At 71.6% G+C, this 26,668-nt stretch carries 23 protein-coding genes; 17 read left to right on the top strand and 6 right to left on the bottom strand.

Annotated features, from left to right (window positions below):
• Positions 1-165: 165 nt before the first annotated feature.
• The 5 genes from ACYVGN_RS05365 (at position 166) to ACYVGN_RS05385 (ending at position 5,846) form a co-directional block, all read left to right on the top strand.
• On the top strand, positions 166-1,215 hold the full coding sequence (locus ACYVGN_RS05365) for a lipoate--protein ligase family protein (protein ID WP_460789289.1): 1,050 nt from the start codon (positions 166-168) through the stop codon (positions 1,213-1,215).
• A gap of 26 nt (positions 1,216-1,241) precedes the next feature.
• A complete protein-coding gene (locus ACYVGN_RS05370; protein ID WP_460789290.1) occupies positions 1,242-2,213 on the top strand; it encodes a DNA-methyltransferase in 972 nt (323 codons plus the stop codon).
• A gap of 10 nt (positions 2,214-2,223) precedes the next feature.
• On the top strand, positions 2,224-3,210 hold the full coding sequence (locus ACYVGN_RS05375) for an LLM class F420-dependent oxidoreductase (protein WP_460789291.1): 987 nt from the start codon (positions 2,224-2,226) through the stop codon (positions 3,208-3,210).
• Between the two features lie 68 nt (positions 3,211-3,278).
• Entirely contained in the window at positions 3,279-4,709 is a 1,431-nt protein-coding gene (locus tag ACYVGN_RS05380; RefSeq protein WP_460789293.1) for an MFS transporter, read from the top strand.
• Between the two features lie 381 nt (positions 4,710-5,090).
• On the top strand, positions 5,091-5,846 hold the full coding sequence (locus tag ACYVGN_RS05385) for an endonuclease domain-containing protein (protein ID WP_460789295.1): 756 nt from the start codon (positions 5,091-5,093) through the stop codon (positions 5,844-5,846).
• 84 nt (positions 5,847-5,930) lie between these two features.
• On the opposite strand, the gene ACYVGN_RS05390 is transcribed toward ACYVGN_RS05385, so the two are convergent.
• The gene (locus tag ACYVGN_RS05390; RefSeq protein WP_460789296.1) at positions 5,931-6,575 is read right to left on the bottom strand and encodes an SDR family NAD(P)-dependent oxidoreductase; all 645 of its coding nucleotides are present in this window, start codon (positions 6,573-6,575) and stop codon (positions 5,931-5,933) included.
• On the bottom strand, positions 6,557-6,730 hold the full coding sequence (locus ACYVGN_RS05395) for a hypothetical protein (protein WP_460789298.1): 174 nt from the start codon (positions 6,728-6,730) through the stop codon (positions 6,557-6,559). Before ACYVGN_RS05395 ends, ACYVGN_RS05390 begins: the two co-directional genes overlap by 19 nt.
• A 71-nt stretch (positions 6,731-6,801) precedes the next feature.
• On the opposite strand from ACYVGN_RS05395, the gene ACYVGN_RS05400 reads away from it, so the two are divergent.
• The 4 genes from ACYVGN_RS05400 to ACYVGN_RS05415 all read left to right on the top strand — a co-directional run bounded on the left by ACYVGN_RS05400 (position 6,802) and on the right by ACYVGN_RS05415 (position 11,379).
• The gene (locus tag ACYVGN_RS05400; RefSeq protein WP_460789300.1) at positions 6,802-7,365 is read left to right on the top strand and encodes a TetR family transcriptional regulator; all 564 of its coding nucleotides are present in this window, start codon (positions 6,802-6,804) and stop codon (positions 7,363-7,365) included.
• Positions 7,366-7,471: 106 nt separating this feature from the next.
• Complete coding sequence (locus tag ACYVGN_RS05405; RefSeq protein WP_460789301.1) at positions 7,472-8,620, top strand: AI-2E family transporter; 1,149 nt, start codon at positions 7,472-7,474, stop codon at positions 8,618-8,620.
• A 75-nt stretch (positions 8,621-8,695) separates the two neighbouring features.
• Positions 8,696-9,670, top strand: a complete 975-nt coding sequence (locus tag ACYVGN_RS05410) for a TIGR03885 family FMN-dependent LLM class oxidoreductase (protein WP_460789303.1) — start codon at positions 8,696-8,698, stop codon at positions 9,668-9,670.
• Positions 9,667-11,379, top strand: a complete 1,713-nt coding sequence (locus tag ACYVGN_RS05415; protein WP_460789304.1) for an alpha-amylase family glycosyl hydrolase — start codon at positions 9,667-9,669, stop codon at positions 11,377-11,379. Before ACYVGN_RS05410 ends, ACYVGN_RS05415 begins: the two co-directional genes overlap by 4 nt.
• A gap of 74 nt (positions 11,380-11,453) precedes the next feature.
• Here the strand turns inward: ACYVGN_RS05415 and ACYVGN_RS05420 are convergent, their stop codons facing one another.
• Positions 11,454-13,556: a PhoX family protein gene (locus tag ACYVGN_RS05420; protein ID WP_460789306.1), complete on the bottom strand. Its 2,103-nt coding sequence runs from the start codon at positions 13,554-13,556 to the stop codon at positions 11,454-11,456.
• A gap of 112 nt (positions 13,557-13,668) precedes the next feature.
• Positions 13,669-15,312 (bottom strand): phosphoglucomutase (alpha-D-glucose-1,6-bisphosphate-dependent), encoded by a 1,644-nt coding sequence (gene pgm / locus ACYVGN_RS05425; RefSeq protein ID WP_460789307.1) that lies wholly within the window; start codon positions 15,310-15,312, stop codon positions 13,669-13,671.
• 65 nt (positions 15,313-15,377) lie between these two features.
• Between pgm and pheA the strand changes: the two genes are divergently transcribed.
• On the top strand, positions 15,378-16,331 hold the full coding sequence (pheA, locus tag ACYVGN_RS05430; protein WP_134746123.1) for a prephenate dehydratase: 954 nt from the start codon (positions 15,378-15,380) through the stop codon (positions 16,329-16,331).
• Between the two features lie 438 nt (positions 16,332-16,769).
• The gene (locus ACYVGN_RS05435) at positions 16,770-17,066 is read left to right on the top strand and encodes a DUF559 domain-containing protein (RefSeq protein ID WP_460789309.1); all 297 of its coding nucleotides are present in this window, start codon (positions 16,770-16,772) and stop codon (positions 17,064-17,066) included.
• 44 nt (positions 17,067-17,110) lie between these two features.
• Here ACYVGN_RS05435 and ACYVGN_RS05440 read toward each other — a convergent pair whose 3' ends face one another.
• A complete protein-coding gene (locus ACYVGN_RS05440) occupies positions 17,111-18,163 on the bottom strand; it encodes an LLM class flavin-dependent oxidoreductase (RefSeq protein WP_460789310.1) in 1,053 nt (350 codons plus the stop codon).
• 51 nt (positions 18,164-18,214) lie between these two features.
• On the opposite strand from ACYVGN_RS05440, the gene ACYVGN_RS05445 reads away from it, so the two are divergent.
• The 6 genes from ACYVGN_RS05445 (at position 18,215) to ACYVGN_RS05470 (ending at position 25,168) form a co-directional block, all read left to right on the top strand.
• Positions 18,215-19,984: a cation:proton antiporter gene (locus tag ACYVGN_RS05445; protein ID WP_460789312.1), complete on the top strand. Its 1,770-nt coding sequence runs from the start codon at positions 18,215-18,217 to the stop codon at positions 19,982-19,984.
• 135 nt (positions 19,985-20,119) lie between these two features.
• On the top strand, positions 20,120-22,645 hold the full coding sequence (locus ACYVGN_RS05450; RefSeq protein ID WP_460789315.1) for an ATP-dependent Clp protease ATP-binding subunit: 2,526 nt from the start codon (positions 20,120-20,122) through the stop codon (positions 22,643-22,645).
• Positions 22,646-22,830: 185 nt separating this feature from the next.
• On the top strand, positions 22,831-23,346 hold the full coding sequence (locus tag ACYVGN_RS05455) for an amino-acid N-acetyltransferase (RefSeq protein ID WP_460789317.1): 516 nt from the start codon (positions 22,831-22,833) through the stop codon (positions 23,344-23,346).
• A gap of 52 nt (positions 23,347-23,398) precedes the next feature.
• The gene (locus ACYVGN_RS05460; RefSeq protein WP_460789318.1) at positions 23,399-24,049 is read left to right on the top strand and encodes a hypothetical protein; all 651 of its coding nucleotides are present in this window, start codon (positions 23,399-23,401) and stop codon (positions 24,047-24,049) included.
• A gap of 95 nt (positions 24,050-24,144) precedes the next feature.
• On the top strand, positions 24,145-24,480 hold the full coding sequence (locus ACYVGN_RS05465) for a DUF7882 family protein (RefSeq protein WP_460789320.1): 336 nt from the start codon (positions 24,145-24,147) through the stop codon (positions 24,478-24,480).
• A gap of 247 nt (positions 24,481-24,727) precedes the next feature.
• Complete coding sequence (locus ACYVGN_RS05470; protein ID WP_460789321.1) at positions 24,728-25,168, top strand: dehydrogenase; 441 nt, start codon at positions 24,728-24,730, stop codon at positions 25,166-25,168.
• Positions 25,169-25,251: 83 nt separating this feature from the next.
• Here the strand turns inward: ACYVGN_RS05470 and radA are convergent, their stop codons facing one another.
• Entirely contained in the window at positions 25,252-26,616 is a 1,365-nt protein-coding gene (radA, locus tag ACYVGN_RS05475) for a DNA repair protein RadA (RefSeq protein ID WP_460789323.1), read from the bottom strand.
• Between the last annotated feature and the right edge of the window lie 52 nt (positions 26,617-26,668).

Genomic DNA, 26,668 nt, shown 5'->3' on the forward strand with positions numbered 1-26,668 from the left:
TCGCGGCGGCCCCCTGCCTTCGACTGGTCCCGGGAGGCGAGACTGGCGTCGGGAGGACCAGTCTCGTCGCCCGGGACCAGTCTCGTGGCCCGAGCCAGGCGGCGGGGCCCGAGCCAGGCGGCGGGGCCCGGGCCAGGCGGCGGGGCCCGACCGTAGGCTGGAGCCATGCACGGCGAATACAAGGTGCCCGGGGGCAAGCTCGTGGTCGTCGACCTCGAGGTCGTGGACGGGCGCATCGCCGACTTCCACCTCGCGGGCGACTTCTTCCTCGAGCCCGACGACGCGCTGCTCGACATCAACGCCGCCGTGAACGGGCTGCCCGAGACCGCCGACGTGCCCACCATCGCCGCGGCCGTGCGCGGGGCCCTGCCCGAGGGGGCCCAGCTGCTGGGCTTCACGCCCGAGTCGGTCGGCACCGCGGTGCGCCGGGCGCTCGTCACGGCGTCGGCGTGGACCGACTTCGAGTGGGAGATCGTGGACGACCCCGCGGTCTCGCCGCACATGAACCTGGCCCTCGACGAGGTCCTCACCGGCCGCGTGGGCGACGGGCGCCGCAAGCCCACGCTGCGCATCTGGGAGTGGGACCAGTCGGCCGTCGTGATCGGGTCGTTCCAGTCCTACCGGAACGAGGTCGACCCCGAGGGCGCCGCCCGCCACGGCTTCGACGTGGTGCGGCGCATCTCGGGCGGCGGCGCGATGCTCATGGGCGCCGGGCAGATCATCACCTACTCGCTGTACGTGCCGGCGTCGCTCGTCGCCGGGCTGACGTTCGCCGACTCGTACGCGTTCCTCGACGACTGGGTGCTGCAGGCGCTGCGCGCGCTCGGGATCGACGCGACCTACCAGCCGCTCAACGACATCGCGAGCCCGACCGGCAAGATCGGCGGCGCCGCGCAGAAGCGCCTGGCGGGCGGCGGGGTGCTGCACCACGCCACGCTCAGCTACGACATCGACGGCCAGGTCATGACAGAGGTGCTGCGCATCGGCCGCGAGAAGCTCAGCGACAAGGGCACCGCGTCGGCCGCCAAGCGCGTCGACCCGCTCCGCAGCCAGACCGGCATGAGCCGCCGCGAGATCATCGACAGCCTGATCAAGACCTTCCAGGGCTTCACGGGCGCGACGATGGGATCGATCGCCCCCGACGAGTACGCCGAGGCCGAGGCCCTGGTCGCCTCCAAGTTCGCGACCGACGCGTGGCTGCACCGGGTTCCTTGAGCGAGGGTCCCTTGAGCCAGGGATCCGTGACTCGCGGATCCGTCACGGTCCACCACGGCGACAACCTCGAGGTCGCCCGCACCCTGCCCGACGGCGCGTTCAGGCTGATCTACCTCGACCCGCCCTTCAACACCGGCCGCGCCCGCGAACACCGCACGCAGACCGCCCGGCGTTCGGACACAACGCAGGACCTCAGCGCCGCCGACGGCGTGTCGGAGCCACGACACGCCGATCCGGCCTCAGAAGTCCTGCGTTCTGTCGGACCCGCCCCGGTCGTTGAGCGGAGCGAAGCGGAGTCGAAACGCACGGAATCCCCCGTCCGGGTCTGGGCGGGCTACCGCGGCGGCGCCTACGAGCGCATCCGGGGCGCGCTGCGCACGTACGACGACCGGTTCGACGACTACTGGGCCTTCCTCGAGCCGCGGGTGCTCGAGGCGTGGCGGCTGCTGGCCGACGACGGCACGCTGTACCTCCACCTGGACTACCGCGAGGCGCACTACGCCAAGGTGATGCTCGACGCGGTGTTCGGGCGCGAGTGCTTCCTCAACGAGCTGATCTGGGCGTACGACTACGGCGCCAAGTCGCGCAGCCGCTGGCCCACGAAGCACGACACGATCCTCGTCTACGTGAAGGATCCGGATCGCTACTGGTTCGATTCCGAGGCGGTCGACCGCGAGCCGTACATGGCGCCGGGCCTCGTCACGGCCGAGAAGGCCGCGCGGGGCAAGCTGCCGACGGACGTGTGGTGGCACACGATCGTCACGACGAGCGGCCGCGAGCGCACGGGCTATCCGACCCAGAAGCCCGAGGGCATCCTGCGCCGCATCGTGCAGGCGTCGTCGCGCCCGGGAGACCGCGTGCTGGACCTGTTCGCGGGCAGCGGCACCACCGGAGCGGTGGCGTCGGCGCTCGGCCGCGACGCGGTCCTGGTCGACGAGAGCCCCGAGGCCATCCGGATCATCCGCGAGAGGATTCCCCGCGCGCTCCTGCATCCCTAGGGTGAGAGGTATGCGATTCGGAATCTTCATCCCGCAGGGCTGGCGCTTCGACCTGGTGGGCATCGACCCCGCCGCGCACTGGAGCACGATGCAGTCGCTCGCCCTGACCGCCGACGCGGGTCCGTGGGAGTCGCTGTGGGTCTACGACCACTTCCACACCACTCCTGTGCCGAGCGACGAGGCCACGCACGAGGCGTGGACGCTCATGTCGGCGTTCGCGGCGTCCACGTCGCGCATCCGCCTCGGCCAGATGTGCACGTGCATGGGCTACCGCAACCCGGCGTACCTCGCGAAGGTCGCCGCGACGGTCGACCACGTCTCGGCCGGCCGCGTCGAGATGGGCATCGGCGGCGGCTGGTACGAGCACGAGTGGCGCGCGTACGGCTACGGCTTCCCGGAGATCCCGGACCGTCTCAGGATGCTCGGCGAGGGCGTCGAGATCATGAAGCAGGCCTGGGAGACCGGATCCGCGACCCTCGACGGGAAGTACTACCAGGTCAACGGCGCGATCGTCCGGCCGCTGCCGCTGCAGGAGGGCGGCATCCCGATGTGGATCGCCGGCGGCGGCGAGAAGGTGACGCTGAGGATCGCGGCCAAGTACGCGAGCTACACGAACTTCAACGGCGGCGTCGAGGTGTTCCGGCAGAAGAGCGAGATCCTGCGCGGGCACACCGACCGCCTGGGGCGCGACTTCGCGGAGATCACGCGCTCGGCCAACTTCAACACCGTGATCGGCGAGACCGAGGCGGAGGTGAAGGACCGCCTCGCGGCCATCCGCGCGCGGGTCGAGCCGTACCTCGGCGACGGCATCGAGCGGTTCATGCACAACTACTCGGCGGGCGAGAGCCTGGTCGGCACGGTCGAGCAGGTCACCGAGAAGCTCGCCGGCATGCGGGACGCGGGCATGGGCTACGCGATCCACTACTTCCCCGAGTCGGCGTACGACCGGTCGGGCGTCGAGCTGTTCGAGCAGAAGGTCATCCCCGCGCTCGGCTGACCGGCTCGGAAGACCGGCCGCGCTGACCGGTCTTCCGGATGTCGGTGGCCGGTCCTAGCGTGGGGGACATGGCCACCGACGCCTCCATCGCGGCGCCCGAGAACGGGATGCGCACCTTCCTGCATGTCCTCGTCAACACGGCCGTCGCGAACATCACGACGAGCTTCCTGTGGTTCGGGCTGACGTTCTGGATCTACGCCGAGACGCGCAACGTGATCGCCACCGGCGTGATCGGCGGCGCCTACATGCTGTTCATCTCGGTGTTCAGCATGTTCTTCGGGACGATGGTCGACCGGTTCCGCAAGAAGCCCGTGATGCTGTGGGCGACGATGGCGGCGTTCGTCGTGTTCTGTCTCGACACCGCGCTGTTCTTCTGGGTGGGCGAGGCCGCCATCGTCGACCTGACGACGCCCTGGTTCTGGATCTTCGCGGTCGTGATGCTCGCGGGCGCGGTCGTGGAGCAGCTCCGGAGCATCGCGCTGTCGACAACGGTCACCCTGCTCGTCCCGGACGAGCGGCACGCGAACGCGAACGGCATGGTCGGCACCGTGCAGGGCGTCTCGATGCTCGTGACGAGCGTCCTGAGCGGCCTGTCGGTCGGCTACCTCGGCATGGGCTGGACGCTGGTGATCGGCCTCGCCGCGATGCTGCTCGCGATGCTGCACCTGGCGGCGCTGCGCATCCCCGAGCGCGAGATCGTGCACGTGGAGGGGACGACGAAGTGGGTCGACATCCGCGGCGGCTGGCAGGCGGTGCTGGCGGCGCGGGGCCTGCTCGCCCTCGTGCTGTTCTCGACCATCAACAACCTGGTCGGCGGCGTGTACATGGCGCTGATGGACCCGTACGGCATCGACTTGTTCGAGGTCCAGGGCTGGGGCATCTGGTTCGCCGTGGCCTCGACGGGCTTCATCGCAGGCGGCGCCGTGATCGCCGCGACGGGGCTCGGCAAGCGGCCCATGCGGACGATGCTGCTGATCGCGGCCTTCATCGGCCTGGTGGGCGCGGTGTTCACGCTGCGCGAGTGGGGCTGGCTGTTCATCCTCGGCTGCTGGGTCTACATGGCGTTCATCCCCGCGGTCGAGGCGGCCGAGCAGACGGTCATCCAGCGCGTGGTCCCCTACGAGAAGCAGGGCCGCGTGTTCGGCTTCGCGATGACGTTCGAGGCCGCGGCCGCGCCGATCACCTCGCTGCTGATCGCGCCGATCGCACAGGTGTGGGTCATCCCGTACATGCGCGAGGAGGGTGAGGCGCAGTGGTCGTGGCTCCTCGGCGAGGGCGTGAACCGCGGCATCGCGCTGATCTTCCTCGTCGCCGGCCTCGTCTGCACGCTGATCGCGGTGCTCGCGTTCCTCACGCCGCAGTACCGCGAGCTGTCGGCGCAGTACGAGGAGGCCGCGCCCGCGCCGGAGGAGAGCGAGGCCGTCGCGGGTGAGACCCCCTCGGGCGACGCGATCGCCTCCAAGGCGGGCGGCCTGCCGGAGCAGCCCGACCCGTCCTGATCCGGTCGTTCCGGCGCGTGTCGGCCTTTATCCCGCGGCATAAGGGCGCGCCGGCACCCGAACGTCGAGCGCAGGCTCGTCCACAGGGCGGCACTCGGGGTGCGGGAGTGCACGGGAGGTCGCGCGCGCGGCGCGGGATGCCAGCGTCGGGGGACGAGGACCCACACCCCGCCGCCCGACAACCTGCCGTCCGCCTTCCGCGTCGCCGACGCGCTCGCCGCGGGCGTCGGGGCCAAGCGTCTTCGGCACCACAGCCTGGATCGTCCCTTCCGCGGGTCCAGGGTCCGGCCCACGCCGGCCGCGGTCGACGATCCGGATGTCCCTCCCGCGCGGCGGCACACCGCGGCGATCCGGGCGCGCATCGACGCCTATGCGACCGTGATGCCGGATCACGCGTTCCTGGTCGGCGTCGCGGCCGCCGTGCTGCACGGCATCCCGGTGCCGCCGAGCGCGGTCGCTCCGGTGAACGGTGCGCCGCCGGATCTGTCGGTCGGCGTGTGGGATCCGCGCACGCCGCCCCGACGAGCGGGGGTGCGCGGGGTCCGCGTCACGCGCGCCCGGGCCGCGGTCGTCGAGGTGGAAGGCATCCGCGTCACGTCGCTCGCCGACACCTGGGCGATGCTCGCCGAGGCGCTGGACGAGCACGACCTCGTGGCGGCCGCGGATCACCTGCTGCGCGTGCCGCGGCCTCCGGGAGGCTTCCGCCCGCCCGACCGTGGGCCGTACTGCACGCGGGAGCAGCTCGAGGCCGCGATCGGCACCCGCCGCGGCGCCGCGAAGCTTCGGTGCGCGCTGGCACGGGCGCGCACGGGCGCGTCCTCTCCGCAGGAGTCGAAGCTGCGGCTCGTCCTGGTCGACGACGGCCTGCGCGAACCGGTGCTGGATCACGATGTCTTCGACGGGCACGGCCGGTTCGTCGCGTGCGTCGACCTGGCATATCCGGAGCTCCGGCTCGCGATCGAGTACGACGGGGAGGTCCACCGCACCCAGGAGCAGTTCGAGCGCGACGTGGAACGGCTCGCGCGGCTCGAGGCGCTCGGCTGGACTGTCCTGCGGTTCACCGCGCGACACCTCCGGGAGCAGCGTCCGCTCATCCTGTCCCGCGTGCGGGCCGCGGTCGCCCGCGCGGGGCGGTGAACCGGTGCGTTCGCGCCCTTAACCCGCGGCAGAAGGGCGCGAAGACACCCGAACGGCAGGCGGATGCGCCTCGCTCACGCGAGGTCAGGCCGCGGACCAGCCGCCGTCCGATGGGAGCACGACGCCGTTGATGTTCGTCGCGTCGTCGCTCAGCAGGAACGCGATCGACGCCGCGAGCTGCGCCGGGATGGCGATGCTCGGGATGAGCGCCATGCCGCGCTGGATGCGCGCCGCGGCGAGCTCCGACGCGAAAGACGACTCGATGTTCGTCATGACGGCGCCCGGCGCGACCGCGTTGATGCGCAGGCCCGAGGCGCCGTAGAGGAATGCCGAGCTCTTGGTGAGTCCCACCACGGCGTGCTTCGACGCGGTGTACGCCGTGCCCGCGGCCGACCCGCGCAGGCCCGCCTCGGAGGCGACGTTGACGATCGCGCCGGCGCCGCGCTCCAGCATCCCGGGGACCACGGCCTTCATGAGCTTGAACGACCCGGTGACGTTGACCGCGAACACGCGCTCCCACAGGGCCGGGTCAATCTCGTGCACCGGCTGCATCCGGTCCATGATCCCGGCGACGTTCGCCAGGCCGTGGATGTCTCCGCCCGCGGCCTCGACGATCCGTGCCACGCCGGCGTCGTCCGTGATGTCGGCCACGACGGTCACGACGTCGCTGCCGGACAGCTCCGCGGCGAACTCGTCGAGGCGCTCCTGGCTCACGTCGACGGCGACCACGCGTCCGCCTCGCGGGCGATCCGCGACGCGGTGGCACGGCCGATGCCGGATCCGGCGCCCGTCACGACGACCGTCTTCCCGGCGAAGCGGCCCTCGATGATCCTCTCGTCCCAGCTCTGGACCTGGGGCCCCTGGGCGGCTGCTGCATCGCTCACGATGACGTCCTTTCTCGTGGACCAGCGCGCTAGTTACCGGACGCTGTTGTCCGGTAGCTAGGCTACACCCGATGACTGCTTCCGAGACCCCGCCCCGGCGGCCCAACCGCGGCCCGGCGGCCGCGGCCGGCAACCGCCGCGCCCTGATCGCGGCCGCGCGCGAGATCTTCGCGGCCGAGGGCCCGTCCGCGCCGTTCACCGCGATCGCCAAGCGCGCCGGGGTCGGCCAGGGCACGCTGTACCGGCACTTCCCCGATCGCGTCTCCCTGGCGGTGGCCGTGTTCGAGGAGAACATCGCGGCGCTCGAGGTGCTGCGCGACGACGGCACGATCGCCGACCTGCTCGACCGCATCGTCGAGCAGGCCACCGCCTCCACGGCGCTCATCCAGCTGCTCCTCGGCCCCGAGGCCGATGCGCGCACGGGCGAGCTCGCCGCTCGGTTCGAGGCCCTCGTGGCCGTGCTCATCGAACGCGATCGCGCAGCCGGCCGGATCGGTGCTCACGTGGAGGCGGCCGACGTCGGCATCGCCGTCAGCATGATCGCGCATGAGCTCGCCGCCACGCCGGAGCGCGACCGGGCCGCGGTCGCCCGCCGCGCCCGCAGCCTGTTCGACGCGGCCTTCGCGCCCCGCTGACCCGCGCGGATCCGTCCGGACGCACGGCGCGCCCGTCAACCACGAGGCGGCATCGCCCGCATCCGGTCAGTATGGGAGGACCTGCCGCCGACGAGGGGACGACGACATGACGTGGGGACGCCGCAAGCCCGTGAAGGTCCAGAACTCGCAGTTCGAGGCTCCGCCGGTTCCCGCCGTGCGGCGCCTGTGGACCGACGGCCTGGGCACCCTCGCCACCCGCTCCATCCAGATCATCGCCGTGGTGCTGCTCGCCGCGGGCATCATCTGGGGCCTGCGCTCTCTCACTCTCGTGGTGATCCCGGTGCTGCTGGCGCTCATCCTCGCCAGCGCGTTCGAGCCGCTCATGGCTCAGCTGCGCCGGCGCGGAATCGGCTCTATGCCCGCGACGCTGCTGGTGCTGCTCGCGATCCTGCTCGCGCTCGGCGCGGTGGGGTGGATCATCGTCAGCGCCGTGAGCAGCCAGTGGCGCGAGCTCTACGACCAGGCCCGTCGCGGCATCGACCAGGTGCTCGCGTGGGCCGGCACGCTGCCGTTCGACATCGACCAGCAGCAGATCCAGGAGTGGCTGGATCAGCTGACGGCGTTCGTCACCAGCGCGCAGTTCGGCAGCGGCGCGCTCGCCGGCGTCGGCGCCGTGGCCGACTTCGTGACCGGGCTCGTGCTGATGGTGGTCGTGCTGTTCTTCCTGCTGAAGGACGGACCGGAGATCTGGGAGTTCCTGCGCCGGCCGTTCAGCGGTGAGTGGCACGACCGTGCCAAGCGCGCCGGTCGCGTCACGGTCGACACCCTCGGCGCGTACGTGCGCGGGACGGCGACCGTCGCGGCCGTCGACGCCGTCGGCATCGGCATCGGCCTGGCGATCCTGCAGGTGCCGCTGTGGCCGGCCCTGGCGGTGCTCGTGTTCGTGCTGGCGTTCATCCCGATCGTGGGCGCGGTGCTCGCCGGCATCATCGCGGCGCTGGTGGCGCTCGTCGCCAACGGCCTGGTCGCCGCGCTGATCGTGGTCGGCATCGTGATCGTCGTCAACCAGCTCGAGGGCAACTTCCTGCAGCCCGTGCTGATGGGCCGGGCCCTCAAGCTGCACGAGCTGGTCATCCTGATCGCGCTGACGATCGGCACGGTCCTGAGCGGCATCATCGGCGCGGTCCTCGCCGTGCCGCTCACGGCGGTCGCGTGGGGGATCATCAAGGTCTGGGACGGCCCCGGCCTCCCCGCCCGCTGGGCCCGCCCGAAGAACGGGCCCCGCACGGCCTGACCGGCCGCGGAGCGCATCCACCGCCCGGCCCGCAACCCCCTTGCCGCATCCCGATGGCTGGGATCGCATGGGGGGATGACCGACTACGGCTATCATTGCTCGCACGAGCAGATCGCCCCGTCCCGCCTCCTGCGCCACGTCGTCCGCGCGCAGGAGGCCGGGTTCGACGCGGCGATGTGCTCCGACCACCTGACCCCGTGGGGCGTGGCGCAGGGCGAGAGCGGCTACGCGTTCTCGTGGCTGGGCGCCGCGCTCGCCTCGACGGAGCTGCCGTTCGGCGTGGTGACGGCCCCGGGCCAGCGCACGCATCCCGTGACGACCGCGCAGGCCATCGCGACCCTGGGGGAGATGTTCCCGGGCCGCTTCTGGGCGGCGCTGGGATCGGGCGAGGCGCTGAACGAGCACGTCACGGGCGACCCGTGGCCCGACAAGGCCACGCGGGAGCGGCGGCTGCGCGAGTGCGTGGGCATCATCCGCGCGCTGCTCGCGGGCGAGGAGGTCACGCACCACGGCGAGGTGCAGGTCGACCGGGCCCGCGTGTGGTCGCGCCCGGCCGAGCCGCCGGCGCTCGTCGCCGCCGCGGTGTCGCCGGAGTCGGCGGCCGCGCACGCGGAATGGGCCGACGGCCTGATCACGGTCGGATGCGACCCGCGCGCGCTGCGCGAGGTCGTCGAGGCGTACCGCGAGGCCGGGGGACGGGGTCCTGCCCGCCTGCAGGTGCATCTCGCCTGGGCGCCGGATGACGACGCGGCGCTCGCGATGGCCCGCCGCGACTGGCCGAACGGCGCCATCACGCCCCCGGACGCCTGGGATCTGCCGACCCCCGAGGAGTTCGATCAGCGCGCGGCATCCGTGACCGACGACCAGCTCCGCGCCGCCGTGCTGATCTCGAGCGACCCGTCCGTGCACCGAGACCGGATCGCCGAGCTCGCCGACGCGGGCTTCGACGCCGTGATGCTGCACCAGGTGGGCGCCGACGCGGACGCGCAGGAGGCGTTCATCGACACGTTCGGCGAGCGCGTCCTGCCCGAGCTGAGGAGCCTGTCGTGACCAAGCCCGTCCCCATCGACGCGGCCGACCTGTGGTGGCGGCACGCGGTCTACTACTGCCTGGACATCGAGACGTTCCAGGACTCCGACGGAGACGGCGTCGGCGACATCCCGGGCCTGATCTCCCGCGTGCCGTACCTGGCCGACCTGGGCGTCACGTGCCTGTGGCTGATGCCGTTCTTCCCGACCGCGCACCGCGACGACGGCTACGACATCACGGACTTCTTCGCGGTCGACCCGCGCCTCGGCACGCTGGGCGACCTCGTGGAGCTCGTCCGGGTGGCGCGCTCGCACGGCATCCGGATCATCATCGACTTCGTCATGAACCACACGTCCGACCAGCACCCCTGGTTCCGGCAGGCGCGGCGCTCGCCCGACGACCCGAAGCGGCACTGGTACGTGTGGCGGGACGAGCCGCCCGAGAATCCGGATCCGCCGGTGTTCCCGGGCGACGAGGACAGCACGTGGACGCACGACGAGAAGGCGGGACAGTACTTCCTGCACCACTTCTTCCACACGCAGCCGGACCTCAACGTCGCGCTCCCGGAGGTGCGGCGCGAGATCGACAAGAACCTGGGGCTGTGGCTCGAGATCGGCATCTCGGGGTTCCGCATCGACGCCGTGCCGTTCATGTTCAGCAGCGCCGTGACCGACACCGGCGCGCACGGCTCGAACGCGGGCGGCACGGGCGGCGACGGCACGGCCGCGGACGAGTACGACGGCATGGACCACCTCGCGCGCATCCGGGGATTCGTCTCGCGACGCAGCGCCGAGGCATTTCTGCTCGGCGAGGTGAACCTGCCGTACGAGCAGCAGATGCCGTGGTTCGGGCAGGCCCGGGACGGCCTTCAGCTGCAGTTCGACTTCCCCACCATGCAGCGGCTCTACCTCGCGCTGGCGCGCGGGGACGCGACCCCGCTCGCCGAGTCCCTGCGCAGCCGCCCGGCGGTCGACGTCGCCCAGCAGTGGGCCCACTTCGCGCGCAACCACGACGAGCTGACGCTGGATCAGCTGTCGGATGAGGAGCGCGACGAGGTCTTCGCGGCCTACGCGCCCGACGAGGCCATGCGCGTGTACGGGCGCGGCATCCGACGCCGGCTGCCCTCGATGCTGGAGGACGAACGGGCCGTCCGGATGGTCTACTCGCTGATCTTCTCGCTGCCCGGCGCCCCGGTGCTGTTCTACGGCGAGGAGATCGGCATGGGCGACAACCTCGAGATCGACGGCCGGATCGCCGTGCGCACGCCGATGCAGTGGACGCGCGACGGCGGCTTCACCACAGCTCCGCCCCGCCGCCAGGTGCGGCGGATGGCGACCGAGCCGTACGGGCCCGAGGGCGCCAACGTCGAGGATCAGCGCTCGGACCAGGGCTCGCTGTGGCGGCACATCCAGAGGCTCACCCGGATGTACCGGGACGCGCCGTCGCAGGCGTGGTCCGAGCTCGAGGTGCTCAAGGGGGCGCCGCCGCAGGTGCTCGCGCACGTCTGCCGCGGCGAGGGATGGGCCATGCTCGCGCTGCACAACCTCTCGCGCGACGGCACGACCGTGCGTGTGACGGTCGCGCCCGAGTCGTCGGATGAGGCGTGGATGACCGACCGCGTCACCGAGGAGCGGATCGACGCCTCGGTGACCATCGCGCTCGAGCTCGAGCCCTACGGCTGGCGCTGGCTGGAGCTCGATCCGGCGGACGCGAAGGTGCGGGTGCGCTGAGCGACCCGGCCCGGACACGCGACGAGGCCGCGCGGGGATCGCCCCGCGCGGCCTCGTGCCGTGATGCGCCGGTCTCAGGCGCGCGTGATCTGCAGGACCGACGGGCGGGGGCCGCCCCACTTGCCGTCGGCGAAGGACCCCTCGGCGACGTAGTCGGGGAACAGCGAGCGCTGCGCGCCCCACGTGCCGTCCTCGCCCGGGTGCTGCACCGCGATGAACACGCTGCCCTCGACGTCGTGGATGACCGGGCCGCAGGTCTCGGCGTCCCGCGGGACAGCGAGGAACTGCTGCACGTGGCCGCGCTCGGCGCCGCGCAGCGGCACGCGGAACAGACCGTCGTTGTAGCCGATCGTCCCCGGCGCGCCGTCGGTCGAGATCCACAGGTTGCCGGCCGAGTCGAACGCCACATTGTCGGGGCACGAGATCGGCGAGACCTTGTCGGCCGGGAAGCCCGCGAAGTACGTGTACGAGTTCTTCGCCGGGTCGCCGCAGAGCAGAAGGATGCTCCAGCCGAACTCGGTGGCGGAGTTGTCCTCGCCCGCCTCGGTGATCTCGATGACGTGGCCGTCGCGGTTCGAGTTGCGCGGGTTGGGCTCGGTCGCGCCCTCCTTGCCCACCTTGCCGCGGTCGGTGTTGTTGGTGCAGGCGACGTAGACGCGGCCGGTCTTGGGGTTCGGCTCGACGTCCTCTGCGCGGTCCATCTTGGTGGCGCCCACGGCGTCGGCCGCGAGGCGCGCGTTCACCAGGACCTCCTCGACCCTGAAGCCGGGGACGGCGCTCTCGTCGTTCAGCATCAGCGGCACCCACTTGCCGGTGCCGTCGAACTCGCCGTCCGAGGGCAGGGCACCCGTGCCCGTGATCTCGGAGACCGGGGAGTCGCCCGTGAACTTGGCCACGTACAGTGAGCCCGACGACAGCAGCGTCTTGTTGTGCGCGCGGGCCTCGGCGCTCGATCCGGGCTGGAACTTCTGCGACGACACGAACTTGTAGAGGTAGTCGAAGCGCTCGTCGTCGCCCATGTAGGCGACCGCGTGGCCCGACGCGCTGATCGTGACGTTGGCGCCCTCGTGCTTGAAGCGGCCCAGGGCGGTGTGCTTCACCGGAGGCTCATCCGGGTTCTGCGGGTCGATCTCGACGATCCAGCCGAAGCGGTTGGGCTCGTTCAGGTAGCCCTCCTTGGTGGCGTCGAAGCGGGGGTCGATCGCCTCCCAGCCGTAGGTCGAGGGCGTGCTGCGCAGCCCGTAGCGCTTCTGCGCGGCCGAGACGCCCGGCGCGACGAAGTAGCCGTTGAAGTTCTCCTCGCCGGAGACGACGGTGCCCCACGGGGTCGTGCCGCCGGCGCAGTTGCCGAACGTGCCGAGGATGGTGCGGCCCTCGGGGTCGTCGACCGTCTTCAGCAGGTCGGAACCGGCGGCGGGGCCGTCGACGGCGAAGGGGGTGTCGGCCGTGATGCGGCGGTTGCGGGCGCCGCCCACGACGTAGCTCCACCGGTCGCCGGGGCGCTTGCGCTCCAGGTCGACGACCGACAGGCCGTGCGCGGCCTTCGAGACGCGGAGCTGCTCGTGGCGCTCCTCCTCGGATGCGGCCGGCGGGAACATGATGCCCGGGTTGACGTACTCGTGGTTGTTCACGAGCACCGCGGTGCGGCCGCCGCGGTCGTGGATGATGTCGAGGTAGTCGGCGTTGTAGCCGAACTGACGCGCCTGCTTCTCCGCGGTCTGGTTGAAGGGGTCGAACGCGTCGGCCTCGTCGAACAGCGGCTCACCCCAGCGGATGATCGGGTCCCAGCGGAACCCCTCGGGCACAGTGACGGCGTCCACGTCGGCCGACACGGGCGCGATCGGCGTGAAGCCGAAGGCGCGGCCGTCGTTCGGGCCGACCATCTGCGCGGTCGCGGCCGCGGCGCGGTCGCCTCCGGTGGTCGCGGCGGCGATCACGATCGCCGAGGCGGCGGCGGCGCCGCCGGCGAGCACGGCGCGACGGCTGAGCGCGGCGCTCGCGATGTCGCGGAAGTAGCCGTTCTCCGAGGTGTTGGGCGCGGCGTGGAAGCACGCGTTGTCGCACTTCAGGTGGCAGGTGACCGCACTGCGCTTGCCGTGCGTGCGGCCGGTCATCAGCAGGTTGAGCAGGGGCCGGCGGGCACCGGCGTCGGGCGTCTGGGGGATCAGTGCACTCATGCCACCCACCGTGGCCCGAGCGGTTGAGGCGCAGGCGACGCCAAGGTGAACGCGAGGTGACATCTTCCGGTCCCGGCCTGCGGCCATGCCGCAGGCCGGGACGGACGCCGGGTCAGCCGCCGAGGGCGGCGGTGACCACGGCGCGGGCCTCGTCCTGCACGGCGCGGAGGTGCTCCTCGCCGCGCAGCGACTCGGCGTAGAGCTTGTAGACGTCCTCGGTGCCCGACGGGCGCGCGGCGAACCATGCGCTTGCGGTCTGCACCTTGAGCCCGCCGATCGCCGCGCCGTTGCCCGGTGCCTTGGTGAGCTTGGCGACGATCTCCTCGCCCGCGAGCGTCGTGGCGGTCACGGCCTCGGGGCCGAGCTTGCCGAGCGCGGCCTTCTGCTCGGGCGTCGCGGCGGCGTCCACGCGCTGGTAGGCCGACGCCCCGAACTCGGCCTCGAGCTCGGCGTAGCGCTGCGAGGGCGTCTTGCCCGTCACGGCCAGGATCTCCGCCGCGAGCAGGCACAGCAGGATGCCGTCCTTGTCGGTCGTCCAGACCGTGCCGTCCTTGCGCAGGAAGGACGCGCCCGCCGACTCCTCGCCGCCGAACGCGACCGAGCCGTCGATCAGGCCGGGCACGAACCACTTGAAGCCGACCGGCACCTCGAGCAGCGAGCGGCCGAGCGACGCGGCGACCTTGTCGATCATCATCGACGACACGAGCGTCTTGCCGACCGCGGCGTCGGACGACCAGCCCGGACGGTGCGAGAACAGGTAGTCGATCGCGACCGCCAGGTAGTGGTTCGGGTTCATCAGGCCCGCGTCGGGCGTGACGATGCCGTGCCGGTCGGCGTCGGCGTCGTTGCCGGTCAGGATGTCGTACTCGCTGCGCTTGGCGACGAGCGACGCCATCGCGGAGGGCGACGACGGATCCATCCGGATCTTCTCGTCCCAGTCCAGCGTCATGAACCGCCAGGTCGGGTCGACATCCGGGTTCACGACGGTCAGGTCGAGGCCGTAGTGCTCCGCGATCATCGCCCAGTACTCGACCGACGCGCCGCCGAGCGGGTCGGCGCCGATCCGCACGCCGGCCTCGCGGATGGCGTCGATGTCGATGATCGAGGCGAGGTCGCGCACGTACGCGTCGCGGAAGTCGTAAGTGCCCAGGGCGCCGGCGTCGATGTCGGCGAAGCGGACCCGCTTGACGCCCTCGAGGCCCGCCTCGATCAGCTGGTTGGCGCGCGCGGCGATCCAGCTCGTGGCGTCGGTGTCCGCCGGGCCGCCGTGCGGCGGGTTGTACTTGAAGCCGCCGTCGGCCGGCGGGTTGTGGCTCGGGGTCACGACGATGCCGTCGGCTCGGCCGGGGTCGGCGTCCGCGAGGTCGCGGTTGAAGGTCAGGATGGCGAGGCTCAGCGCGGGCGTCGGCACCCACGAGTCGCGGGAGTCGATGCGCACGTCCACCGCGTTCGCGACCAGCACCTCGATCGCGCTGCGCTCGGCCGGCAGCGACAGCGCGTGGGTGTCGCGGCCGAGGAAGAGCGGGCCCTGGATGCCCTGCTCGGCGCGGTAGTCGACGATCGCCTGGGTCGTGGCGAGGATGTGCTGCTCGTTGAAGCTCGTGCTGAGGCTCGAGCCACGATGGCCGCTCGTGCCGAACGCCACACGCTGCGAGGGCTGCGACGGATCGGGGACGCGGTCGTAGTAGGCGTTGATCAGCTCATCGACGTCGATGAGGTCGGAGGCTTCGGCAGGGAGTCCGGCTCGGCTCGTCATGGCGCCCATCCTCGCACGCGTCACCCGGCCGCGCCCATCGGTGTTCGATGGCTAGGCTGAGGGCCATGCCGTCGGATGCCGCTCCTCGTCGCACGTACAGCTACCTGGGCCCCGCCGGCACCTTCACGGAGGCGGCGCTCGACCAGGTGCCCGAGGCGCGCGGTCAGATCTGGCACTCCGTGCACAACGTCGGCGAGGCGCTCGCCGACGTCGCGGCGGGCCGCAGCGACGCCGCCATGATCGCGATCGAGAACTCGATCGACGGCGGCGTCTCGACCGCGCAGGATGCGCTCGCGCGCATCCCGAACCTGCGGATCGTCGGCGAGTACCTCGTCCCGGTCGAGTTCGTGCTCGTCGGCAAGCCCGGCGCGCGGCTCGAGGACGTGCAGCTCGTGAGCGCGCATCCGGTCGCGTACGCCCAGTGCCTCGGGTGGCTCTCGGAGCACCTGCCGACGCACCAGCACGTGCCCGCCTCGAGCAACGTCGCGAGCGCAGTCGGCGTCCTGGACGGCTCGAGCCCCGCGGACGCCGCCATCGCCCCGCCCGGCATCACGGCGCACCACGACGTGGAGGTGCTGGCGCGGGGGATCGGCGACAACCCCGACGCCGTGACGCGCTTCGTGCTGGTCAGCGGCCCGACCCCGCCGCCCGCGCCGACCGGCGCCGACAAGACCAGCGTGATCGTCGAGCTGCCCGAGGATCGCGCGGGCACCCTGCTCGAGATGCTCGAGCAGTTCTCGACGCGCGGCATCAACCTGAGCCTCATCCAGTCGCGCCCGATCGGCGACGCCCTGGGGCGCTACCGCTTCGTGATCGACGCGGACGGCCACATCCTGGACGAGCGCATGGCGGACGCCCTGATGGGCCTGCGTCGCTTCAGCCCGAACGTCGTGTTCCTCGGCTCGTACCCGCGCGCCGACCGCGCGATCGTGCAGTACAGCGACCGCTACTCCGACGAGGTCTTCGTCGAGGCGCGCGACTGGCTCCGCGGCCTCATCGCGGGCGAGCCCGACCAGTAGCCCGGCGCCCGGTCCTTCGTGAACCTGTGGAGAGCAGGACCCCGGCTCGCGTAGCGTGCGGCACCGTGAGGGGATGGGGATTCGGCGCGAGCTGCCACCGGAGCCGGGCGGCGTCTTCGCGGTGGGACGGGCGCGCGACGCGGGTGTCGGACGCGGTCGCCTCCGCGGATCGGACCTGACGTCGACGTTCCACGGGGCGCGGTCGGTCCGGGTCGAGCGTCCGGATCCGGATGACGTGCCGGATGTCGCGAAGGAGCGCGCGCGAGTGCTCGCGCAGGTCCGCGAGCTCGCGGCCGTGCTCGCCGATCACGCGTTCTTCGCGGGAATCACCGCGGCGATGGTGCACGGCATCCCACTCCCGCCGTTCCATCACTCGGTGAGGCGGGCCGGTGGGGGTGGGCCTCCCGAGCTCACGCCGCTCGTCGTCGGCGTCCACAAGTGGTCGACGGCGGCCTGCCCGAGCCCGTGCTGGACTACGACGTGTCAGCTCCGTATGGCGCGTTCGTCGCGTGCCTCGATCTCGCGTACCCGGAGTGGAAGGTCGGGTACGAGTACGACGGCTCCGGTCACCGCACCCAGGCGCAGTTCGAGCGCGATGTGGCCAAGCGGGAGTGGCTCGCCGATCTCGGCTGGGACGTGCTGCACTTCACCGCACGCGACCTCCGGGGACCTGAGCGCGAGGTCGTCCGCCGCGCCCGCGCAGCGCTCATCCGCCAGGGCGTCGCGAAGGTATGAGATATGGACCTTCGGGGTAGCCCGGAGGTGCATATCTCATACCTTCAGCCCAGCTCGTCGGCGAGGAGCTCGAGGGTCTGGGTGCGGCCGGGGGAGGCGTCGAGGGGCTCCGCGGCGTAGGAGCCCGCGGCGGGCGAGATCATGACCTCGTCGACGCCGTACCGAGCGGCGAAGTCGCGCAGGCCGGCGGCGACGTCCGCGCCCGTGCCCACGAACCAGCGCGAGCGCACGCCGTCGACCAGGCTCTGCTCGAGCGGATCGGACGGGGTCGCGAGCGCTTCGTCGACCGTCTCGAGGGCGCGCATCGGCTTGTTGGTGCGCAGGCGTGCGAACTGCCGGAGCTGAGGGAGCGCCCGCTCCTCGGCCTCCTCGGCCGACGCCGCCGCGACGGCGTTCGCGGTCACGAACGTGCGCGGGGCGTCGAGGTGCTCGCTGGGCTGGAACTGCGTGCGGTACAGCTCCATGGCGCGCTCGAGGCCGTCGCCGGCGAAGTGGTTCGCGAACACGTACGGCAGGCCGTAGGCCGCGGCCAGGGTCGCGGAGTAGTCGCTCGAACCGAGCAGCCACACCTCGGGAACCCCGGACGCCGCGGGCGTCGCGTGCACCTCGTACTCGCCGCCGCTCGTGAAGCGCACGGTCGCGCCCTCCGCGCCCACGAGCTTGAGGATGTCGGTGATGTGCTGCGGGAACTGCTCGACCTCGCTGGTCGTGCCCGAGCGCCGCAGCAGCTGGGTGATGACGGGGTCGCTGCCGGGCGCGCGGCCGATGCCGAGGTCCACCCGCCCCGGCGCGATCGCCTCGAGGGCGGCGAACTGCTCGGCGACGATCAGGGGCGCGTGGTTCGGCAGCATCACGCCGCCCGAGCCGACCCGGATGCGCGAGGTCTGCATCGCCGCGGCGGCGATCAGCACCGGCGGGGCCGTGGATGCCACCGCCGGCATGTTGTGGTGCTCGGCGAACCAGTACCGCCGGTACCCCAGCTCGTCGGCCCGCCGGGCGAGTGACATCGACGCCGTCACCGCCTGGACGCTGGATTGACCGGTGCGCACCGGCACCAGGTCGAGCACGGACAGGGACAGACTCTTCGCGTCGCTCATCGTCAGCCCCAACCCGCCGCTGAGCGAGAGCATTCCCATAGCCTGAAACGCATGGATGCCGAGGTCTTCTACGTGCTGGTCGGGGCGCTCGCCGTGGGAGCCCTCGCGCGCTGGCGCGGCTGGCCGGCGCCGCTCGTGATCACGGTCGCGGCCATCCTGGTCTCGCTCATCCCGGCGATCCCGACGCTCGACATCGACGGCCACCTGCTGCTGAATCTGACGCTGCCGCCGCTGCTGTACTCGGCCGCGCTCGAGGTGTCCTTCGTCGGCTTCGCGCGCAGCCTGCCGCACATCCGGCGGCTCGGCATGGGGCTCGTGCTCGTCACCGCGCTGGTCGTCGGCCTCGTGGCGTGGTGGATCATGCCGGAGCTCGGCTTCGCGGGCGCGCTGCTGCTGGGCGCGATCGTCGGCCCGCCCGACGCCGTCTCGGCCGCCGCCGTGGGCCGCAGGCTCGGACTGCCGCGGCGCGTGATGACCGTGCTGTCCGGCGAGAGCCTGATCAACGACGCCACGTCGCTCACGCTCGTGCGGGTGTTCGCCGCGATCGTCGCCGGCGCCACGGTCACGGTGTGGGACGGCCTGTGGGCGTTCGCGGTCGCGGTGGTGCTCGGCGTCGCGATCGGCCTGGTCTTCGGCATCGTGCTGCACCAGCTGCGCGTGCGGCTCGACGACCCGGTCGTGGTCGGGACGGCCGGGCTGGTGGTGCCGTTCGGCGCGTACGCGATCGCGGAGCACCTCGGCGGATCCGGTGTGCTCGCGGTCGTCGCCATGGGGCTGTACGTGGGCTTCCACGCCCCGCGCACCGACTACACGACGCGACTGCAGGAGCGCCCGCTCTGGCAGTCGGCCGACTTCCTGCTCGAGAGCTTCGTGTTCGCCTACATCGGGCTGCAGTTCCCGCGCGTGCTGAGCGAGCTCGGCGCGCGCGACGCGGGCGTGACGATCGCGCTCGCCCTGGCGGTGTTCGCCGTGGTGCTCGCGGTGCGGCCCGTGTTCGTCTACGCCAGCTACGCGTGGGGGCGGATGTGGCAGCGCATCCGGATCATGCGCTGGAAGCACGCGCAGGAGGCGTTCCGAAGGAACCCGGACGACCCGCGCGCCGCGATCATCCGCAAGCGGCGCGACAAGCTGGCCGCGCGCGGCATCGAGCTGAACGAGCGCAACCTGCGCCAGCGCATCCTCGAGCCCGCGCTCTCGGTGCAGGAGCGCGCGGTGGTGTCGTGGGCGGGGATGCGCGGAGTCGTCACGCTCGCGATGGCCGCCGCCCTCCCCGACCTCACGGGCGACGCGATGCCCGAGTCGCACGTCCAGAAGCTGGTCGTGGTGGCCTTCGTCGTGACGGTGGGCACGCTGCTGCTGCAGGGCCTCACGCTCGCGCCGCTCATCCGGGCGCTCGGCGTCGGCGCCGACGAGGAGCACCGGCAGGACGCCGCGCAGGTGCGGGCGATCCAGGCGCGCAGCCAGGAGGTCGGCAAGGCGTACCTGCGCGCGCGGCGCTCGGAGTGGAAGGAGCGCTTCGGCCCCGGCGGCGCCGAGGTCTTCGACCGGATGGCGCAGTCGCTGCTGAAGGTCGAGCGCGACACCGACCGCGCCGGACAGGTGCTCGAGACCGCCGACGGCGCGGCGCCCGCCGGCCCGACGTACGAGGACCTCGTCGCACTGTCCAAGGGGTGGCTCGAGGCGCGGCGCACGATGCTGCTCGAGGAGCGCGACCGCGGCAACCTCGGCGAGGAGGTCATGCGCGAGCTCATGACGGCGATCGACGCCGAGGAGCTCGCGATCGACACCCGCGGCGCGGTCCGGGACTTCGCCCGCGACTGAGAGCGCTCGCCGCGTCAAGCCCCCGGGTCGCGCGCTATGCCCACGGCGAACACGCGACCGCGGCGCCCGCCCGCTCGTTACCGTGGAGTCACGGCGTCGGAAGGCGTCACTGGCCTATGCGCCCGGAGGAGTGACATGTTCGAGAGATTCACCGACCGTGCCCGTCGTGTGGTCGTCCTCGCCCAGGAAGAGGCGAAGATGCTCAACCACAACTACATCGGCACCGAGCACATCCTGCTCGGGCTGATCCACGAGGGCGAGGGCGTCGCCGCCAAGGCGCTCGAGTCGCTCGGCATCTCGCTGGACGCCGTGCGCGAGCAGGTGCAGGACATCATCGGCCAGGGCCAGCAGCAGCCGACCGGTCATATCCCCTTCACCCCGCGCGCCAAGAAGGTGCTCGAGCTCTCGCTGCGCGAGGCGCTGCAGCTGGGACACAACTACATCGGCACCGAGCACATCCTGCTCGGCCTCATCCGCGAGGGCGAGGGCGTCGCCGCCCAGGTGCTGGTCAAGCTCGGAGCCGACCTGAACAAGGTGCGCCAGCAGGTCATCCAGCTCCTGTCGGGCTACCAGGGCAAGGAGCCCGTCGGCGTCGCGGCGGGCAGCCAGACCGAGAGCGAGGGCGCCAAGGGCGGCTCGCAGGTGCTCGACCAGTTCGGCCGCAACCTGACGCAGGCGGCGCGCGACAACAAGCTCGACCCGGTCATCGGGCGCGAGAAGGAGATCGAGCGCGTCATGCAGATCCTGTCGCGCCGCACCAAGAACAACCCGGTGCTGATCGGCGAGCCCGGCGTCGGCAAGACCGCCGTCATCGAGGGCCTCGCCCAGGCGATCGTCAAGGGCGACGTGCCCGAGACGCTGAAGGACAAGCAGCTGTACTCGCTGGACCTCGGCTCGCTGATCGCCGGATCCCGCTACCGCGGCGACTTCGAGGAGCGCCTGAAGAAGGTGACCAAGGAGATCCGCACGCGCGGCGACATCATCATCTTCATCGACGAGATCCACACGCTCGTCGGCGCGGGTGCCGCCGAGGGCGCGATCGACGCCGCCTCGATCCTGAAGCCGATGCTCGCCCGCGGCGAGCTCCAGACGATCGGCGCCACGACGCTCGACGAGTACCGCAAGCACTTCGAGAAGGACGCCGCGCTCGTGCGCCGCTTCCAGTCGGTGAACGTCGCGGAGCCGTCGCTGCCGCACGCCATCAACATCCTGAAGGGTCTGCGCGACCGCTACGAGGCGCACCACAAGGTGCAGATCACGGACGGCGCGATCGTCGCCGCCGCGAACCTCTCGGACCGCTACGTGAGCGACCGCTTCCTGCCGGACAAGGCCATCGACCTGCTCGACGAGGCCGGCGCCCGCCTGCGCCTGTCGATCCTGTCGTCGCCGCCGGAGCTGCGCGAGTTCGACGAGAAGATCGCCAAGGTCCGCGAGGCCAAGGAGGCCGCGAGCGAGGAGCAGGACTTCGAGAAGGCCGCAGCTCTCCGCGACGAGGAGAAGTCGCTGCTGGCCGAGCGCCTGCGCCTCGAGAAGCAGTGGCGCTCGGGCGACGTGACCACCGCCGCGACGGTCGACGAGGGCCTGATCGCCGAGGTCCTGGCCCAGGCCACGGGCATCCCGGTGTTCAAGCTCACCGAGGAGGAGACCAGCCGTCTCGTCTTCATGGAGAAGGCGCTGCACGAGCGCGTCATCGGCCAGGAGGAGGCGATCGCCGCCCTGTCGAAGACCATCCGCCGCCAGCGCGCCGGCCTCAAGGACCCGAAGCGCCCCTCGGGCTCGTTCATCTTCGCCGGCCCCACGGGCGTCGGAAAGACCGAGCTCGCCAAGGCGCTCGCCGAGTTCCTGTTCGACGACGAGGGTGCGCTGATCTCGCTCGACATGTCGGAGTTCGGCGAGAAGCACACGGTCTCGCGCCTGTTCGGAGCCCCTCCCGGCTTCGTCGGCTTCGAGGAGGGCGGCCAGCTCACCGAGAAGGTGCGCCGCAAGCCGTTCTCGGTCGTCCTGTTCGACGAGATCGAGAAGGCCCACCCGGACATCTTCAACTCGCTGCTGCAGATCCTCGAGGAGGGTCGTCTGACCGACGGTCAGGGCCGCGTGGTCGACTTCAAGAACACCGTGATCATCATGACGACGAACCTCGGCTCGTCGGCGATCGCCGGTGGCCCGGTGGGCTTCCAGATCGAGGGCGACACGACGACGACCTACGAGCGGATGAAGGGCAAGGTCGACGAGGAGCTGAAGCGTCACTTCAAGCCCGAGTTCCTCAACCGCGTGGACGACATCATCGTGTTCCCGCAGCTGTCGAAGCCCGAGCTCATCCAGATCGTGGACCTGTTCACCAAGCGTCTCAACGAGCGCCTGCTGGACCGCGACATGACGCTGGAGATGTCGCAGGCCGCCAAGGAGCGCCTGATCGAGATCGGCTTCGACCCCGCGCTCGGCGCGCGCCCGCTGCGTCGCGCGATGCAGCACGAGATCGAGGACCGTCTGTCGGAGCGCATCCTGAGCGGCGAGCTCGACACCGGCCACCACATCAAGGTCGACGTCGAGGACGGTCGCTTCGTGTTCCAGAACGCGCCGCGCGGCGAGGCCGTCGCGGTGGGAGTGAACACGCGCGGCAGCATCGCCGGCACGCCGGATCTGGCCGCCAACGCGAGCTGATCTGAACGAACGCCGAAGGGGCGGGCGCCTGCGGCTGCCCGCCCCTTCGGCGTTCGCCGCCGGTCGTTGAGCGGCGGTCGTTGAGCGGAGCGAAGCGGAGACGAAACGCAGGAGCGGAGACGAAACGGCCTGAGCGAGCGCAGCGAGCCGAAGGCTCCCAGGAATCCGCCCCTAGGCTTGACCGCATGACCGATCCCACGGGCGCGCCGTTCCTCGTGCGCCCGGCCCGCGCGGCCGACATGGTGCACATCCACCGCATGCTGGAGCCGTACGTGCAGGAGCGCATCCTGCTGGGCAAGGACCTCGTGGTGCTGTACGAGGCGACGCAGGAGTTCCTGGTCGCCGAGGTCGACGGCACGGTCATCGGATGCGGCGCGCTGCACGTGATGTGGGAGGACCTCGGCGAGGTCCGCACGCTCCTGGTCGACCGCGCCTGGCTGCATCACGGCGTGGGGCGCGCGATCGTCGAAGGGCTCGAGCACAAGGCGCGCGAACTGGGCCTGAAGCGCCTGTTCTGCCTGACCTTCGAGGTCGAGTTCTTCCTGCGCCGAGGCTTCGCGCCCATCGGCGAGCAGATCGTCGACCCGGATGTGTACTCGCAGCTGGTGCGCAGCCGCGACGAGGGCATCGCCGAGTTCCTCGACCTCGCGCACGTGAAGCCGAACACGCTCGGCAACACGCGCATGCTCAAGCTCCTTTAGAGCCCGGCGCGTTCGCCCGGGGCGCCCGGGGTGCGCGCCTACCCTGGATGACGTGGGATCCGAGCCGCGTCGTCGACCGTCGCCCGCCGTGTACCGGCGGCGCCGGATCGCCGTGCTGCTGCTCGCGCTGATCGTGATCGGCGCGGTGGCGTGGCTGCTGATCGCGCAGCCCTGGCAGGCGCTCGCGGCGTCCCAGGCCGACGCGGAGCCCTCCGCCGCGCCGACGACCTCGACGCCGACCCCGACGTCGAACCCGACCCCGACGCCCACGCCGACCTCGACGGTGCCGCCGACGCCGCAGCCGTGCGACCCGAGCGTGATCGAGCTGGTGCCGCTCGTCAACGGCCAGAAGTTCGCCTCGCATCCGGTGGAGATGCGCATCCGGCTCACGAACACGGGCTCGGTCGACTGCACGATGGATGTCGGCACGTCGCAGCAGCGCTTCGTGGTGACGAGCGGCAAGGACATCTGGTGGCGCTCGACCGACTGCCAGAGCGAGCCCAGCAGCATGGTCGTCACGCTGGCCGCGGGCCAGACGGTCGAGAGCGCCGAGCCGCTGGTGTGGGATCGCACCCGGTCGGACGTCTCGACGTGCGACAGCGAGACCCGTCCGCGGGCGCCCGGCGGCGGCGCCGCGTATCACCTGCAGGTCGAGGTGGGGGACGTGAAGTCCAAGGAGACCGCGCAGTTCTTCCTGCTGTGAGCCCGCTCCCGCTGGGCGAGATCGGGTCCCGGTGTGTGGGAGGTCGCGAAGCCGGGTTCCTGGCGCGCGGCGGCCGACCGGCATAGCGTGGAGAGATGGGCACGCTGTACTACGGATCCCAGGGCACTCCGATCGAGATCAACGACCGTGCGCTCGCGCACGTGAAGATGGTGATCGTCTCGAAGCTGCGTCGCGGCGAGGCGTTCACGCTCTCGTTCCAGCACGAGGACGGCAGCGGCCGCAGCACGATCTGGCTGAGCTCCGCCATCCCGCTGCGGTTCACGTTCGAGGAGGTGAAGCGCACCGAGCTCAACGCGCGGTGGCTCGAGGAGCTGGCCGAGTCGGCCAACCTGCTCGGCGGCATCACCCTCGTGCCCGAGCGCACCGACGACGGCGGTACCACGCTGGTGCCCGAGACGAAGGCCAGCTGAGCGCCGATCGCGGCGCGGAACGGAGAAGGCCCGGAGCGATGCTCCGGGCCTTGTCACGTCGTCCCGCGCAGGCCCCCAGGGCGCCGAGCGCCAAACCTGCTGTGAGTGCGGTAGATCCACCAGTCCCCACCGATGCCGCACCCGAACGGGCATGGTCAACACTATCAACGGCCATTTTGTGAACCTGACAGAATGCTTGAACCGCGGTGGCCGGATCCTTAGATCTGCGTAGCCGTAGTCTGAACACATGGTGTCCCGCAAGCGCCCGTCGTCCGCCCGCAAGAAGTCGTCCCGTCAGGCGCTCGATCCGCAGGAGTTCCGCTCCGAGGCGCTCGCCCAGGCCCTCGAGCGGCAGGACATGGCGGCGGTCGCGCTGGCGCTGCGCAACGGCAACACGGTGGTGCCGCTGCTCAAGCCCGGCAAGCGCGACGATCCCCTCGACGGCGGCGAGGTCTGGACGTACCGCGACCCCGCCACCGGGCAGGTCGCGCTGCTGCTGTTCAGCGATGCGCGCAACAAGCCCGAGAATCTCCCGCCCGGAGTGGCGCTGTACTCGCCCGCGTGGCTTAGGTCGTTCCTGACCAAGCACCGCGACACGATCACGACCGTCTTCCTCGACATCGCCGGCCCGCACCCCATGCAGGCCTCCCCCGCCGAGCTCCTCGCGGCCCTCGACCTGGCCACCTGACGCGCGCACTCCTCCCCGTGGTCGTTGAGCGAGCGAAGCGAGTCGAAACGAGCTGAGCGAGCGCAGCGAGCCGAAGCCCCGCCTCAGAACTCCGGAACGGCCTCGAGCTTGCGCGGCCGCGGCCGGCCCTGGGCGCGCACGTCGTCGAGCGCGGCGCGCAGCTTGCCCGACCGGTCGTCGATCACGGCGCGGTAGCCGAGCCGGGCCGCCTCGGTGCGGCGCTGCGCGGCCTGCGTGACGGGGCGCACCTCGCCCGCCAGGCTGAGCTCGCCCACGGCCGCGATGTCCCGCGTCACGGCCCAGTGTTTGACCGACCCGGCGATCGCGATCGCGATCGCGAGGTCGGCTGCCGGCTCCGTGAACCGCACGCCGCCCACGGTCGAGACGTAGACGTCCTGGTCGCTGGTCTTGATCCCGGCGCGCTTCTCGAGCACCGCGAGCACCATGGCCACGCGGGAGGAGTCGACGCCGTGCACGATCCGGCGCGGGTTGGGCGCGTTGGTCGGGATCGTGAGCGCCTGCACCTCGACGGGCATGGCGCGGCGGCCCTCGAGCGCGATCGCGACGCACGTGCCCGGCTCGGGGATGCCCTGCGACAGGAAGAGGCCGCTCGGGTCGGGCACCTCGGCGATGCCGTCGCCGGTCATCTCGAAGCAGCCCACCTCGTCGGTCGGGCCGAAGCGGTTCTTGAGCGAGCGCACGAAGCGCAGCGCGGTCTGCCGGTCGCCCTCGAACTGGCACACGACGTCCACGAGGTGCTCGAGCAGGCGCGGCCCGGCGATCTGCCCGTCCTTGGTGACGTGCCCGACCAGGATGATCGGCAGCCCGCGGTCCTTGGCGACCCGGATGAGCGTCGACGCGACCTCGCGGACCTGCCCCGGCATGCCCGCGGCGCCCTCGGACAGCGACGACGACACGGTCTGCACCGAGTCGACGATCACCAGCTGCGGCTCGACGGAGTCGATCTGGCCGAGCACGGTCGCGAGATCCGTCTCGCTCGCGAGGTACAGCTCGTCGTGCAGCGCGCCCGTGCGCTCGGCGCGCATCCGGACCTGCGCGGGCGACTCCTCGGCGCTGATGTAGAGCACGCGGCGCCCCTCGGCGGCCGAGCGCGCGGCAACCTCGAGCAGCAGCGTGGACTTGCCGACGCCCGGCTCGCCCGAGAGCAGGATGGCCGCGCCGGGAACGATGCCCCCGCCCAGCACGCGGTCGAACTCGCCCACCCCGCTGGCGCGGCGCGGCGCCTCGGCCGTGTCGATCCTGGTGATGGGCGTCGCCGCGGCGGTCGGGATCATCGGGTCCAGCCGGCGCGTGATCCCCGTCTGCTCGGCGGCCTCGACGACCGTGCCCCACTGCTGGCACTCGCCGCACCGGCCCACCCACTTGACGGCCGTCCATCCGCACTCGGTGCAGCGGTAGGCGGCGGGGGCGGGGCGCTTGCTCGGCATGGGATCCAGCGTAGGCGCGGGCTCGGACATCCGTTCGAACCGCGCCGCGCGC

Source organism: Microbacterium lacusdiani (genome assembly GCF_054779895.1).